A 13,440-nucleotide genomic window follows, 5' to 3' on the forward strand; every position below is an offset into this window, starting at 1 on the left:
TAGAATCAAGATAAGGAGTAGCGAACACATATACAATATTTGCAAATTTACGGTACTGAAATAGACATGAACCAAACAGAATTCCAACAAAAAATAGCGAGTTTCACCGCTATAGAACAAGCGCTTGATTACTTTGAAATTGGCTTTGATAGCAAGTTTATCGACCAAAATAGAATAGAGCTCGTGAAGCGCTTTAATGGTTATCTGATCCTGTCGAAACCCGATGATTGGTTTTCGGGAAGAAGAGCACTGAAAAACGCGTACTGTAAGGTTCAACGCAGTAAACTGGATCGCTACACACGATCAGCCTGTCGTGGCTGTACGACTTGCCAACGCCGCTAGTTAAAAATCAGAAAGCTTAAACGTAGATAACAAAAAATAGAGAATTGAAATAACATCTCATTACGATTTAGTTAGTGGTTTGCTCGAAAAAAAGTGTGCTAGTCTTACGGCAACTCAACTACGAGATAAAAACTACAATGAAAATTTTCAGCAATTTCGAAAGCGGCAACATTCACGTCGTTTCAGCAGATTCACCACAAAACATTCAATTGACTATCCCAGCAGACAACCAGACTGAAATCTCTCAGTGGTTTCATTTCCGTTTAGAAAGTGAAGCTCAACAAGCTCACCACTTTGAAATCGGCCAATTGGCAACATCTGCTTACCCTGATGGGTGGAAAGATTATGATGTTGTAGCATCTTATGACCGTGAAGAGTGGTTCCGTATTCCATCTCAGTTCGATGGCGATACATTAAGCTTTGATATCATCCCTGAACACGATTCAATGTACTTCGCGTACTTCGCGCCGTACTCATACGATCGCCACCAAGATCTTCTGCACAGTGCTCAAACGCACCCAGCATGTAAGCTTGAAACTCTAGGTCACACGCTAGATAACAACGACATCACCTTGCTAACTATCGGTGAGCCAAGTGAAGAGAAGAAAAACATCTGGGTTATTGGTCGCCAACACCCAGGCGAGACTATGGCTGAATGGCTAATCGAAGGTCTGCTGCAACGCCTGCTTGATGAGACAGACACAGTCGGTCGCTCTCTTCTAGACAGCGTTGTGTTCCGCGTTGTACCGAACATGAACCCAGATGGCAGCATCCGTGGTCACCTGCGCACTAATGCGATTGGTGTAAACCTTAACCGCGAATGGCAATCACCTTCTCTAGAACGCAGCCCTGAAGTTTTCCTTGTGCGCGAGCGCATGCTAGAAACTGGCGTTGATCTGTGCCTAGACATTCACGGTGATGAAGCGATTCCATATAACTTTGTTGCAGGTAGCGAAGGCACACCTTCATACAACGAGCGCATTGCAAAACTGGAGAATCACTTCAAGCGAGCGCTTCTGACTATCACGCCAGAATTCCAAGATGAATTTGGTTACGATAAAGACGAACCGGGCAAAGCAAATATGACCGTCGGCACAAACTGGATCGGCGAGCAGTTCAAATGTCTGGCTTACACTGTCGAGATGCCATTTAAAGATCATATCAGCCACGCTGACGAACTTTACGGCTGGTCTCCAGAGCGCAGTGTTGCATTTGGTCACGACATGCTAGCAGCGGTTTGGGCAACAGTAGACGAGCTATAAAACGAACCATAGACAGGCTAAGCGCCTTAGTTTGTCCGTATAGTTAGTTTGCTCACATATATAGCAAAGCCCAGCACTTGTGAAAGTGCTGGGCTTTTTAATATCGGATCTGAATGAATAACTTGGGCTTTAAGGCATCTAACTTTAAAAGCTTTTTATGCCACTCTGAGGCTAGCAAAAAATACTGGGTATCTTTGTCGAATGTGTCTTTGTTCTGACACCATATCTTTGAAGCTTGGTCCTTCTAACAACTGAACGATCACTTCATCGCCTTCTTGTCGCAGCACTGCACCACTAATATCAATGGTGTTGTTATCGTGCAGTCTTAAACTGCCCGCCATTGAGAAGCCTCGATAAACAGGAATGATGTTACGCATCATCAAGCGCACACCCTTTTCAGACACTTCACTCACATGAAAAAGCTCATCCTTAATTCGCATCACTGGACGTGCCTTTTTTGGGTACTTCAAGCGGTAATATTTGCGTTTCTGGGTGAATAACTCTTCACTCATCTGTGACTCCCTGTCTCTGTTTATTCGGTAAAGCAATAGCCTTTAGCTTCAATTGGATTTCGAACGAACACATTCACCGAATTGATAGCTGACCATTATATCGACTTTACGAGCTAATGCTTTAGAGATTTATGCACAGAAACAAGGATTGCTGAGCATTCAGTAAAAAGTGAGATATGAGTCGTATATGCTAGGGGTTCGATTGTTAGCTATGAACCCTAAAGCTGAAACAGCGCCAACTGAATACTGAAGCCAACAAACAACAACCCGCACACAATGTTCATCCATTGAGACGTGCGCTTTTTCGTCAATAATCTCTTAAACGTATCAGCCATCAAAATGACAACCAAAAACCATGTAGCAACCACTGTCGCCTGTATCGCGCCCAGCATTAAACTGTCGGACACAATGTGATTCTTAGAAACAAACTGAGGGAATATCGAAAGGTAGAACAGAACGATTTTGGGATTAAGTAGATTAGTGATGAGTCCTTTGAAAAACTGGTTATAGAGCTTACTGCCCGATGCACTCACTATAGCAAGCACACCCTCTTGAGCTCGCAGTGCCGCTCGAAAGTGATTATAACCAAGCCAGACTAAGTACAAGACACCCGCCCACTTCAGTCCCTCAAAGGCCATTGGAGTCTGAGATAACAGTAAGCTCATGCCATTCGCAGAAACAAACGCATGAAACAAGAACCCGCATGACACACCCAACACGTTAATAAACGCAAACAACTTTCTTTGAGTTAAAGCCGTGCTCAATACCAACAAAGCATTTGGACCTGGAATGATGGCAATAAAAAACACGATAACAATAAACAGCCAGATACTTTCCCAACTCATTTCGCTCTCATTTCCTTAAAGCTTCCTAATAATACTTGATCGTTTTAGGGCGGGTATTGTACGTCCATTCAATACCATTACAATATGCCCAACGTTTAATTAGCTTGGCTTAGCTCGCTTGCCTTAGTTCAGTTGTATGGATAACGCTTAAATTTAACGTGTATAATTCACCCGTTTATCCTGTAACGCAGCAAAACTCATTCTCTAACATTTATAGCCCTGTTAGACTCCACCTCCATTTTGATACTTGGTTCATTTATGTCATTTGATAACCTCACCCTTAACGCAAAAACCGTCACAGCGATCCCTTCTCAATTCGACAAACCGACTGAGATACAACAAGCGGTAATTCCATCAATTATTGCGGGTAAAGACGTACTTGCGTTGGCTCAAACGGGTAGCGGAAAAACATTGGCGTTCGGCTTGCCCTTGCTGAACAACATCAACCATGATGTGAATGGACTGCAAGCGCTTATCATCGTCCCGACACGTGAACTCGCGTCTCAAGTGACTGAATCTTTAGAGCCGGTCGCGACAGCGCTCGATATCAAATTGGTAACCTTAACCGGTGGCGTGAATACTGATGATCAGCAGCAACAATTACTAACCCAACCGCAATTAGCAATCGCCACGCCAGGCCGCTTACTTGCTTTAATCAAAAGTGGTGAACTGGATGTCGCTCAGTGTTCATCATTGGTTCTTGATGAAGCCGATCGCCTGATCGACATGGGTTTTTGGCCCGATATTCAAGCGATTATTGCAGCACTACCGAGCAAACGTCAGTCACTGTTGTTCTCTGCGACACTTCCGCCAGAGTTGGTTAGTCAGGCTGAGCTGCTTCTTTCAAACCCAATTAAAGTCACGACACACCAAGAAAACAGCGTGGTCGCGACTATTGAAGAAACTCTGTACTTAGTGAACAAAGGCAGTAAAGCTCAGGCGCTCATTGCCCTACTCAATCAACACACATGGCCGCAAGTATTGGTATTTATTGGTGCGAAAGACAATGCCGACGCATTAACCAAGCGACTGAATAAAGCCAAAATCAGTGTGAGTGCGTTACATGGAAATAAGAGCCAAGAAGAACGAGAGCAAGCATTAGAAAGTTTCAAAAATGGCGAGACTCGAGTGCTTATCGCGACAGACGTGATGGCTCGCGGCATCCATATTGATCAGCTGCCTGTCGTGATTAATTTTGATTTGCCGACACACTCCGCAACTTACGTACATCGGGTTGGTCGCACAGCAAGAGCAGGAAGCACTGGTTGCGCTATATCTCTGGTTAGTCACAGCGAAACTGATTACCTGAATGCGATTCGTACTCTGACCAATAAGCCTCTTGTGCTACAAGCATTAGAAGGTTTCCCTGTTACAGACAAACCTGCATCTGAAGCCACAGCTCGCAAACGTCCACCTAAAGACAAAATGGCTAACCGAAGAACCGCAAAGAAGAAAAGTGCTAAGCAATTTAAGAGCAAGCCAAGTTCTTCGAAATAGCCAGTTCTTCAAAATAACCAACTCTTCAAAATAACCAACTCTTCAAAATAACCATAAAAAATCGATTAGCCCAGTTTGTACTGGGCTTTTTATATGCAATCAGATGTAAAATCACAACCTATCGACTCAGACAAAATGCCAATTTAAATGACACTTTTGTGAATTATGATGCCAAGGTATTGATTCTTGGTTGCTCAAAAAAAATACTTTCTGATCACGTTGACGCCCCTATATCTGGCAACTAGATTTTTCTATTAGTGTCTAAAAACCGGGAGGTCATTGAAATGAAACGTGCAAGCTCTACATATCGATTACAACTGATTAAGGAAGTGGCTACTCGCCGAGATCGTCAGAGTTCCAATGACCCAATGGCAAACTACATACAAAACCTAATCGACAACAAAGACGACTGTGATACCTCGGTTGAACGCAACCAGAGGTTCAGTGGTAGTCATTTTGATGAGCATATTGGTGGTTGGGTTAGCGACCACTGGGGTAGCAAGTAGTCCGATATCTCCAGTCACTCGTGTCATAAATAAAGCAGCGTAACCGCTGTAGAATTTATCTCCGCATTAACCTATCATCTGCGACAAATCCCTATCATTGAGTAAGCAGAAAGTGTCTGAGTTAAAAAGAGAAAAAGAAGTGATGGTTGCCTTCCAAGTTATCCCTCGCGTTAAAGAAGGCAACAACTTCGAAGTAGTTGATAAAGCCATTGAAGTAGTGAAAGCAGCCGATGTCCCTTTCCAAGTTGGTGCGATGGAAACCACAATGAAAGGTGAACTCAATCAATTACTCGATATCGTTAAAAAGGCAGAGCAAGCTTGTTACGATGCAGGGGCTGTAGAAGTGATAACCAACATTAAGATTCATAGTAAAACCACCGAGGCCGATGATACATTTTGTACATACCATCGTGGTGTAACGAAAGCGAATCACATGTTTGTTTAGCAATATGTTTATTTCAGAAAGCTGTTTATTTAAGAAAACAGGGCTTTAAGAAAGACTCTGAAGAACCAGTGATGTTATTGAAAAGGCATGTCTGAAAGGTGAGAAAGGATTTCCATTCGTTCTTCTTCTGACATCGAATGCCAATCACGCGGGCTCTCTTCAGGGTCATTTTTCGCCCCAATGTTTTTTCGATCCAGTGCTTTAACCGGTTCTTTTTTGAGTTTTACGTTCTTTTTATTCATACCGACATCACTCCTTCTGGTACAAAGGTACCTACCTTAATATTACACCCCAACCATTATGTAAAGTAATAGTTACTTCGGAGTTAAATAAAATCTTGATACTTCATCTTTAACCGAAAAGATCTCTTTGGGGACTTATATTTCCCTCTTCGTCGACCGACTTACCAACCAAGTTTTTTTGCTTCATTATCTTCCTTCGATAGCGCTGACGACAAAGCTTAATCACGTGCAATTGTTCTGACGGAGTCATCGACATCCAATTAAAGCGCTCTTCTCTTTTGCGCATACAACCATTGCAATAGCCTTTATCATCGCTTGAGCAAACCCCAACGCAAGGGCTTGGAACCTGGAAAAACTCTAACTGCTCCACCATGCCTCCTTACACATCAAAATCGAGCTTACTAATTAAAAAATAAGCGATTAATTTGTCGCCCAGCTCGTGAAATTCATACTAAACTATGACCTTATACTGACACATATAGTGTTTTGTAAACTATACTTTGAACCCATCAAGTTACACTTATTCGGTAACTTCGTTCTTTCCTTTGGAGCCTTATAATATGAAGTTTAGTTCAAAAAAATTACTAGCAGTAGCCGCTTTACCTATGATGCTAGCAGCATGCACAACAACAGGTGACAACGCGATGCAAGTAACACCAACCGATCTACAGCACCATAATTGGGAACTTGCGCAAATTGATGGCAAGGACATTGTGAAAAGCGAAGACCAAGCAGCTCCTCGTCTAGAGATCGGCGAAAAGATGACTGCAAACGGCATGGCTGGTTGTAACAACTTCTTCGGTCAAGGCGAGCTGAAAGACGGTCAATTCCGTATCAAGCAAATGGGCATGACAATGAAAATGTGTCACGGCTCTGCGATGGAAATCGAACAGTCGGTTTCTGCTACTCTAAGCGAGTGGAGCGACGTAACCCTAACAAACGATACGCTAGTACTGAAAAACGATGTACACACGCTAACGTACACAATTCGTGATTGGGTAAACTAATCCGTTCTCGAAATAGATATTGATTAAAGGAGCCTTCATGGCTCCTTTTTTATTGCCTGCTTACCCTCACAACACCTTCAAAATTAACACTCATCGCCTACTTTTCGTACCAACCTCCAATAAACCTCAAATATCTCTCATTTAGATGCAATAAATTCACTGGTTTATCGGTCTATTGCTAGGATGGTAAGAGCCTAGAGTCTGTCGAGCTTTCGATACGATTGCATATCGAACAAAGTTTCACCAAAAAAGACCAGCACGCCCTCCCTGCTTGTTCTCAAGTAATTGATTGAATTTACTGTTGAATTAGAATTTATTTCAGAAACAGATAGAATAATAGGGCGTGTTGATCTTTCGAGCTGATTTTTGCAGCGAGTTGCTGGGTATTTATACAAGGCAGAGGCGTCGATGTGTAGCTAGCCTACATGAGAAGCCGATAACGCAGTATAAATGACCAGCAAACGCTGCCCGAAGGGTTCGGCTAAAAGCGTTTTACTCTTTGTTGAGGGAGATTTGCTTAGAGTGACTAGGCTACTTCCCCCTCGCCGCGATTATAACGCTTTTATCTCGAACAAAATTTAACCACGAAAGGTCAACACGCCCTAGGGAGTTTGAAAATACAATGCTCTTACCCGTTCACTACCAAATGGAAAAGTTTATGAACAAGATAGTAAGTACGTTAGGAATCATGGCAACCGTTGCATACAGCGCAACCATTTATGCTGATGAAGCAACATCAACCAATAACTGGAACCAAATCGAACAGCAGGCAGAGGGACAAACTGTCTACTTTCACGCTTGGGGCGGTAGCCAAGAAATCAATCGTTACCTACAGTGGGCGGGCAAGAAATTACAAAGTGAGTACGGTGTTACCTTAAAACATGTGAAAGTAACCGATATTGCAGAAACGACCACTCGCTTACTCGCAGAAAAGGCGGCAGGAAAGAACACTGAAGGCAGTGTCGATATCGTCTGGATTAACGGCGAGAATTTCCGTTCAATGAAAGAAAATGCCTTGTTGTTTGGGCCATTCACTCAAACACTTCCAAACTGGCAGTACGTGGATAAGTCTTTGCCGATCGATGTCGATTTCTCGGAGCCAACAGAAGGCTTGGAGGCACCTTGGGGCGTTGGGCAACTTGTCTTCATCCACGACCAAGAAACACTGCACAATCCGCCACAATCGTTTTCAGAGATGTTGAGCTACGCTCAGGCTTTCCCGAATCGCTTAAGCTACCCGCGCCCACCAGAGTTTCACGGTACGAGCTTCATTAAGTCTCTACTGATTGAGCTAACAAACAACAGTCCTGCGCTTGCTAAACCCGTTTCAGAAGATACCTTCCAAGACGTTACGGAACCACTGTGGGCTTACTTAGATAAATTCCATAAAGTGGCATGGAGAGGCGGAAAGCAATTTCCTGCTGGTACATCTGAAAGCATTCAACTTCTGGATGACGGACAGCTCGACCTCGCGATTACGTTCAATCCAAACTCTGTATATTCAGCACAATCAAGTGGCCGCCTAGCGGAAACTACCAAGGCTTATGCGTTAGAAAGCGGCGCTCTGTCTAACATTCACTTCCTTGCAATTCCTTGGAATGCCAATGCAACCGCGGGTGCTCAAGTGACCATCAACTTCTTGTTGAGCCCAGAAGCACAATCTCGCAAAGGTGACCTCAATGTTTGGGGTGACCCTTCTGTATTGAGCAGTAAGTACTTAACCGGCAGCGCTAAAAATACTCAGCAATTTAAATCGATTGATGAACCGCATCCTAGTTGGCAAAACGCGCTCGAAAAAGAGTGGCTTAAGCGATACGGTAACTAGTCTTCATGCTACGCGCTCTATATTTTGTTGTTATAGCGGTATGCATTATCCCAACCATTCCTGGGGTAGCGGGAGTCGTGGCTTCGTCACTGAGTTTCATCCCGCCCTTAGGTTTAGACGAGCCAACACTCAACGGTTTTAGCCAAGTCTTTCAATGGGAAGGGGCTTGGCACTCTATTGGCTTAAGCCTAGGGTCAGCGGTCGCAAGCAGCTACATTGCCTGCTTTCTTACCTTTTGCATTCTTCAGGCTTCTTGGGGAAACAAGTTTTGGAGAAAGATTGAGCTAACGCTATCGCCAATGCTTGCCATTCCGCATGTGGCTTTCGCTATCGGTTTTGCTTTTTTGTTTAGCCCAACAGGCCTTGGAGCAAGAGCCGTACACCACTTACTTGGTGAATCGGCTACAAGCTCTGAATTGGCTTTGCTGATCAAAGATCCTTACGCGTTTGGCCTAATCATTATGCTCGCACTCAAAGAAGTTCCTTTCTTGTTGCTGATGAGCATATCGATACTTCAACAAATCGATGTAGAACGTATCACTAAGGTGAGTGCATCACTCGGTTACAGCCGCGCTCAGATCTGGTGGAAGTGTATTTTCCCGCAATGGTTTACTAAGCTTCGCTTCCCAATGCTGGCTGTGCTCGCCTATAGCGTCTCGGTTGTCGATATTGCTCTGATCATTGGCCCAACCAACCCGCCGACTTTTGCCGTTTTAGTGTGGCAATGGTTCAACGATCCAGACCTTAATCTACTGCCACGAGCTGCTGCTGGTGCGATCGTTTTGTTTGGCTTGGCTTCGTTGATCATCGCCTTGGCGCGATTAGTTGAATGGGCAATTCTTAAATATTTTCGAACGTGGCAGTATTCAGGAAGAACAGGGGCTAACTTACCGGGGAAAACCGTATTCACAGCTCTTGCAGCTTTGTCACTGATGATCATTCCTTTGATGATTATCTGGAGTTTTGCTCAGCGCTGGCGCTTCCCTGATTTACTGCCTAGCCGCTACAGCATGCGCTTCTGGGAATTCGAGTGGGAGGGCATCATGAGCACCGTTGGTCAAAGCTTATGGATTGGTCTGATTGCTGCTTCAATCGCTTTGTTGCTTGCGCTGATTGCTCACGAATACAGAATCAAATACAAGTGGCAAGTCCCAGGCTTTATTATCGCAGTCCCAATGCTGATACCTCAACTCTCGGTGTTGTTCGGCATGCAAGTGACCACGCTTTATATCGGCAGCAGCGCCTATGAGTTTTGGGTAATTTGGGCACACGTATTCTTCGCCTTCCCATTTGTGTATCTGTCTTTGGACGGCCCTTGGAAAAGCTTCAACGATGGGCTGATAAAAGCTTCACTGAGCTTGGGTAAATCGCCATTTCAAAGCTGGTATTCGATCAAGCTGCCTATATTACTGCCTGCCATCGCCTTCGCTTGGGCGGTTGGGATCAGTGTGAGTTTGGCTCAGTACTTACCGACATTGATGCTCGGTGCTGGTCGTATTAGCACCATCACCACAGAAGCCGTTGCCCTAACCAGTGGTTTCGACCGCAGGGTAACCGCAATTTATGCCATTTGGCAGGCCTTGTTGCCTCTGTTCTTTTTCTCTTTAGCGATATTAGTCAGCCGACTTCAACTTAGATATCGCCGTCTTACTTTTAAAGGTTTTCTTACTAATGAGTCTGCACCTCAACGACCTCGCCATCCATAAAAACGGTGGCGAATCGCTGTTTTCAGCGCTAAACGTAACATTAGAATCAGGCCAAATATTGGCGTTGATGGGGCCAAGTGGCTGCGGAAAATCGACTTTGTTAGATGCCATCGCGGGTCACCTAAATGACGAGTTCTCATACTCTGGCACCGTTATTTTGAACGATATTCAACTAGACGATCTCCCATCACATCAGCGTGAAGTTGGTATTCTGTTTCAAGACGACTTGTTGTTTCCACACCTAAAAGTATGGGAGAACTTGGCCTTTTCGTTACCAAACTCGGTTAAGGGTTCAGATCGCCAGCAACAAGCAATGGAAGCATTAAAAGACATTGAACTGACCCGCTTGGCTGAGTCGTTTCCTGACCAAATATCTGGCGGCCAGCGAGCGAGAATTAGCTTAACTCGTATGCTATTGGCGAAACCGAAATTGGCGTTGCTTGATGAGCCGTTTAGTAAGCTCGACCAAGAACTCAGAGCCCAGTTTCGCGACTGGGTATTTGAGCAACTCACTAAAGCGAATATTCCGACATTAATGGTTACGCACGACCAAACCGATGTGCCTCAAGGGGCAAAAGTTCTGTCTTGGCCATGGAGAAGTAACCATGCTGGATAAGTACTCTATTAAGGTCATTAAGTGGCCATTAAATCAATCAGCCAAACTACTTAATAGATTCGGCATCACAGCCAACCAAACCACCCTGTTTGGGTTTCTGGTTGGATGTTTAGCGTTTCCAGCATTGGCATTTCAACAATACGAATGGGCGTTGGGGTTTATTGTATTTAACAGGGTTTGCGACGGGCTTGATGGAGCCTTGGCTCGAATCCAAGGCATTAGTGATGCGGGCGGTTTCCTCGACATCAGCCTAGATTTCCTATTCTACTCGTTGATCCCTTTTGGCTTTGTCATTGCCAATCCAGAACACAACGCCATTGCCGGTGCATTTTTGATCTTCTCTTTTATTGGAACAGGCAGCAGCTTTCTAGCATTTGCGGTTATGGCGGGCAAACGAGGCATCGAAAACCCAGTCTATAAGCATAAGTCTCTCTATTACATGTCTGGACTAACCGAAGGCACAGAAACCATCGCTTGTTTCATTGCTTTCTGTATTTGGCCTCAACACTTTGCAGTTATCGCTTACGCTTTTGGTGCAGCTTGTTGGCTAACCACGTTCATGCGTATTTATTTTGGGTTCCAGACAATCAAGAATCAAACCAACTAATGTTATACCAATCGTAGTAAATAACTGTTCATCCTAGCTCGTTAAAACACTCGATAACGTCGTTAGAGTTTTTGATTGTAGAGTAACTACTTATCGAAACTACTTGTCAAAAAGAGCTGCCTTGTTCTCAAGCGTTTTTCCTACGCTATTTCTGATCACTTACTTACTGTGATTGGTATTAGTTCCGCATTCCTCATAAACAAAAACGCCACTCATATGAGCGGCGTTTTTTAGCTGATTCTGAAATTCAATTAAGCGTCGGCAGAGGCTTTAATTTGAAACCTCAATACCTTTAGGCTTGAATCAAGGTCGACATCCACAAACTCAGGTGGGTTGTCTAAACGTTCGATAAACTCAACACTAGGCGCTTCTTCTGCCATCGTCTCAATTAGGAAGTTTGGCGATACTGCTGGTGAGTTAACACAAGCAATCACTTCTCCGCCTTCTGTTAGAAGATCAGGCAAGCGACGTAAGATCTTTTTGTAATCTTTGGTTAGAGCAAAGCTGCCTTTTTGGAACGAAGGCGGGTCGATGATAACCAACTCGTAAGGGCCACCCTTTTTGATTTTTCCCCACGACTTAAAGATATCGTAACCAAGGAAGTTCACCGAACGCATGTCGTGATCATTCAAGCGGTGGTTATCACGGCCTTTGTTTAGCGATCCGCGCGACATATCTACGTTCATGCATTGGCGAGCGCCACCAGCTATAGCCGCTACTGAGAAACCACAAGTGTATGCGAACAGGTTAAGGACATTCTTATCCTTAGCATTGTCTTGTACCCACTGGCGACCATTACGCATGTCGAGGAACAAACCAAAGTTCTGATTACGGCCAATGTCTAACTGGTACTTAAGACCGTGCTCAACCACAACGGGTGAGTCATTAAGTTCGCCCCATAAAACTTCTGACGGCGCACCATCGGCATAACGATGTTGCAGAACAATACTGGTGCCCTGCTTTGCTTGCCAGATGTCTTTATTAGTCAAATCAACCAATCCAGCTTTAAGAGATGATAAGAACTCATCATCCACTTCTTTGAATACGTTAACCAATAACTGCCCATCAACCCAATCACATGTCAGTTGATCTAGGCCTGGCCAAAACTTACCACGACCGTGAAAAATACGGCGTAGTTCATTCGGCACTTCATTAAGTTGCTGTTCAATATGACTAAAAAACAGAGGTAAAGCTGATGCTTCCATTATTTCACTCACTTAGTGTTTAGCTTTGGCCAAGTTAATGACCAAGGTTCAAGCCAGTTGTCTAAACCATTAGACACGATCTCTTGATGCCACTTCTCACCCAAGGAGTTTAGACTTCTTGGATCGCAGACATATTCGTAGGCTTGTGATTGATAGGTAAATCGAATCGCGAAGGCATGCAGATAACCTCTGTCAGCCTCACTCGATGGATTATAAATAGGGTCACCAACAATGGCTGAGCCGATCGACTTCATCGCGACACGGATCTGGTGAGTTCTTCCCGTATAGGGTTTACATAAAAATAGACGCTCACCGGGTTCAGCCGTTGCAGATAAAAACTGGGTAATCGCTGGGTTTTCTTTGCTTGTCAGTAACTTCCAGCTCGAGCGTCGTGAACGCTCCATATCTCCTGAAATCAGCCCCTGCTTTTTCTTAGGCTTCTTCGAACCAATCGCAAGGTAGTACTTCTCGACTTCACGCTTTGCGAACAGCTGTGAAAGCTCACTTGCTGCCGAAGCATTTTTTGCCAGCAGTAGAATACCTGATGTCATTTTATCGAGACGATGGACTAGGTATAGCTTCGGCTCGTTGATTGCTTTAGCAACTTCTTGCAACAACATGGTATCACCATCGTCTTTATGGACGCTGACGCCAGGATGTTTGTTTATGAGTAAAAAATCAGAGTGGTTCAGAAGAATGTCGAACATTTAAAGGCTAGCTCCATTGTAGAACGTGGAGTATACCGTGTCTGAACCCAGATTCCAGCTACGAAAAAGCCCAACTCACTCAATAAATATTGAATCATTGGGCTTCTTTTCAGCAA

16 protein-coding genes are annotated in these 13,440 nt (G+C 44.2%); 10 read left to right on the forward strand and 6 right to left on the reverse strand.

The window, feature by feature from the left end:
- The first annotated feature begins 66 nt into the window (after positions 1-66).
- Both AACU28_RS18735 and AACU28_RS18740 read left to right on the forward strand, forming a co-directional pair.
- On the forward strand, positions 67-342 hold the full coding sequence (locus tag AACU28_RS18735; protein ID WP_004734654.1) for a nitrogenase-stabilizing/protective protein NifW: 276 nt from the start codon (positions 67-69) through the stop codon (positions 340-342).
- Positions 343-479: 137 nt separating this feature from the next.
- Positions 480-1,604, forward strand: a complete 1,125-nt coding sequence (locus AACU28_RS18740) for a M14 family metallopeptidase (RefSeq protein ID WP_121603423.1) — start codon at positions 480-482, stop codon at positions 1,602-1,604.
- A 155-nt stretch (positions 1,605-1,759) separates the two neighbouring features.
- Here AACU28_RS18740 and AACU28_RS18745 read toward each other — a convergent pair whose 3' ends face one another.
- Together AACU28_RS18745 and AACU28_RS18750 are read right to left on the reverse strand one after the other, a co-directional pair.
- Positions 1,760-2,116: a hypothetical protein gene (locus AACU28_RS18745; RefSeq protein ID WP_004734656.1), complete on the reverse strand. Its 357-nt coding sequence runs from the start codon at positions 2,114-2,116 to the stop codon at positions 1,760-1,762.
- A 218-nt stretch (positions 2,117-2,334) separates the two neighbouring features.
- Complete coding sequence (locus AACU28_RS18750) at positions 2,335-2,961, reverse strand: LysE family translocator (protein ID WP_017083292.1); 627 nt, start codon at positions 2,959-2,961, stop codon at positions 2,335-2,337.
- Between the two features lie 258 nt (positions 2,962-3,219).
- On the opposite strand from AACU28_RS18750, the gene AACU28_RS18755 reads away from it, so the two are divergent.
- From AACU28_RS18755 to AACU28_RS18765, 3 genes are all read left to right on the forward strand, one after another.
- The gene (locus tag AACU28_RS18755) at positions 3,220-4,458 is read left to right on the forward strand and encodes a DEAD/DEAH box helicase (RefSeq protein ID WP_102533529.1); all 1,239 of its coding nucleotides are present in this window, start codon (positions 3,220-3,222) and stop codon (positions 4,456-4,458) included.
- A gap of 284 nt (positions 4,459-4,742) precedes the next feature.
- Positions 4,743-4,964 (forward strand): hypothetical protein, encoded by a 222-nt coding sequence (locus tag AACU28_RS18760; protein WP_004734659.1) that lies wholly within the window; start codon positions 4,743-4,745, stop codon positions 4,962-4,964.
- A gap of 142 nt (positions 4,965-5,106) precedes the next feature.
- Entirely contained in the window at positions 5,107-5,409 is a 303-nt protein-coding gene (locus AACU28_RS18765; protein ID WP_017065764.1) for a thiamine-binding protein, read from the forward strand.
- Positions 5,410-5,483: 74 nt separating this feature from the next.
- Here the strand turns inward: AACU28_RS18765 and AACU28_RS18770 are convergent, their stop codons facing one another.
- Positions 5,484-5,651: a hypothetical protein gene (locus AACU28_RS18770; RefSeq protein WP_017079018.1), complete on the reverse strand. Its 168-nt coding sequence runs from the start codon at positions 5,649-5,651 to the stop codon at positions 5,484-5,486.
- Positions 5,652-5,760: 109 nt separating this feature from the next.
- Entirely contained in the window at positions 5,761-6,024 is a 264-nt protein-coding gene (locus AACU28_RS18775; protein ID WP_121603424.1) for a DUF1289 domain-containing protein, read from the reverse strand.
- Between the two features lie 187 nt (positions 6,025-6,211).
- Here AACU28_RS18775 and AACU28_RS18780 point away from each other — a divergent pair, with 187 nt between their 5' ends.
- The 5 genes from AACU28_RS18780 to AACU28_RS18800 all read left to right on the forward strand — a co-directional run bounded on the left by AACU28_RS18780 (position 6,212) and on the right by AACU28_RS18800 (position 11,412).
- Positions 6,212-6,658, forward strand: a complete 447-nt coding sequence (locus AACU28_RS18780; protein WP_004734625.1) for an META domain-containing protein — start codon at positions 6,212-6,214, stop codon at positions 6,656-6,658.
- Between the two features lie 658 nt (positions 6,659-7,316).
- Entirely contained in the window at positions 7,317-8,483 is a 1,167-nt protein-coding gene (locus AACU28_RS18785; protein WP_026012260.1) for an ABC transporter substrate-binding protein, read from the forward strand.
- A 5-nt stretch (positions 8,484-8,488) separates the two neighbouring features.
- Entirely contained in the window at positions 8,489-10,189 is a 1,701-nt protein-coding gene (locus AACU28_RS18790) for an ABC transporter permease (protein WP_121603425.1), read from the forward strand.
- Entirely contained in the window at positions 10,155-10,805 is a 651-nt protein-coding gene (locus AACU28_RS18795) for an ATP-binding cassette domain-containing protein (RefSeq protein WP_054541029.1), read from the forward strand. Before AACU28_RS18790 ends, AACU28_RS18795 begins: the two co-directional genes overlap by 35 nt.
- Entirely contained in the window at positions 10,795-11,412 is a 618-nt protein-coding gene (locus AACU28_RS18800; protein WP_121603426.1) for a CDP-alcohol phosphatidyltransferase family protein, read from the forward strand. The genes AACU28_RS18795 and AACU28_RS18800 overlap by 11 nt, the downstream gene beginning before the upstream one ends.
- 251 nt (positions 11,413-11,663) lie before the next feature.
- On the opposite strand, the gene AACU28_RS18805 is transcribed toward AACU28_RS18800, so the two are convergent.
- A complete protein-coding gene (locus AACU28_RS18805; protein ID WP_121603427.1) occupies positions 11,664-12,617 on the reverse strand; it encodes a class I SAM-dependent methyltransferase in 954 nt (317 codons plus the stop codon).
- Between the two features lie 8 nt (positions 12,618-12,625).
- Positions 12,626-13,324, reverse strand: coding sequence for a TIGR01621 family pseudouridine synthase (locus AACU28_RS18810; RefSeq protein ID WP_004734618.1), 699 nt, complete (start codon positions 13,322-13,324; stop codon positions 12,626-12,628).
- Between the last annotated feature and the right edge of the window lie 116 nt (positions 13,325-13,440).

Origin of the sequence: Vibrio sp. SBT000027 (assembly GCF_963894355.1) — a bacterium.
GTDB lineage: Bacteria > Pseudomonadota > Gammaproteobacteria > Enterobacterales > Vibrionaceae > Vibrio > Vibrio splendidus.

Coding starts and splice junctions, on each gene's coding strand:
- AACU28_RS18740 (WP_121603423.1), top strand. CDS start 480: ATGAAAATTTTCAGCAATTTCGAAAGCGGCAACATTCACGTCGTTTCA.
- AACU28_RS18785 (WP_026012260.1), top strand. CDS start 7,317: ATGAACAAGATAGTAAGTACGTTAGGAATCATGGCAACCGTTGCATAC.
- AACU28_RS18755 (WP_102533529.1), top strand. CDS start 3,220: ATGTCATTTGATAACCTCACCCTTAACGCAAAAACCGTCACAGCGATC.
- AACU28_RS18760 (WP_004734659.1), top strand. CDS start 4,743: ATGAAACGTGCAAGCTCTACATATCGATTACAACTGATTAAGGAAGTG.
- AACU28_RS18790 (WP_121603425.1), top strand. CDS start 8,489: ATGCTACGCGCTCTATATTTTGTTGTTATAGCGGTATGCATTATCCCA.
- AACU28_RS18770 (WP_017079018.1), bottom strand. CDS start 5,651: ATGAATAAAAAGAACGTAAAACTCAAAAAAGAACCGGTTAAAGCACTG.
- AACU28_RS18780 (WP_004734625.1), top strand. CDS start 6,212: ATGAAGTTTAGTTCAAAAAAATTACTAGCAGTAGCCGCTTTACCTATG.
- AACU28_RS18745 (WP_004734656.1), bottom strand. CDS start 2,116: ATGAGTGAAGAGTTATTCACCCAGAAACGCAAATATTACCGCTTGAAG.
- AACU28_RS18800 (WP_121603426.1), top strand. CDS start 10,795: ATGCTGGATAAGTACTCTATTAAGGTCATTAAGTGGCCATTAAATCAA.
- AACU28_RS18810 (WP_004734618.1), bottom strand. CDS start 13,324: ATGTTCGACATTCTTCTGAACCACTCTGATTTTTTACTCATAAACAAA.
- AACU28_RS18765 (WP_017065764.1), top strand. CDS start 5,107: ATGGTTGCCTTCCAAGTTATCCCTCGCGTTAAAGAAGGCAACAACTTC.
- AACU28_RS18805 (WP_121603427.1), bottom strand. CDS start 12,617: ATGGAAGCATCAGCTTTACCTCTGTTTTTTAGTCATATTGAACAGCAA.
- AACU28_RS18735 (WP_004734654.1), top strand. CDS start 67: ATGAACCAAACAGAATTCCAACAAAAAATAGCGAGTTTCACCGCTATA.
- AACU28_RS18775 (WP_121603424.1), bottom strand. CDS start 6,024: ATGGTGGAGCAGTTAGAGTTTTTCCAGGTTCCAAGCCCTTGCGTTGGG.
- AACU28_RS18795 (WP_054541029.1), top strand. CDS start 10,155: ATGAGTCTGCACCTCAACGACCTCGCCATCCATAAAAACGGTGGCGAA.
- AACU28_RS18750 (WP_017083292.1), bottom strand. CDS start 2,961: ATGAGTTGGGAAAGTATCTGGCTGTTTATTGTTATCGTGTTTTTTATT.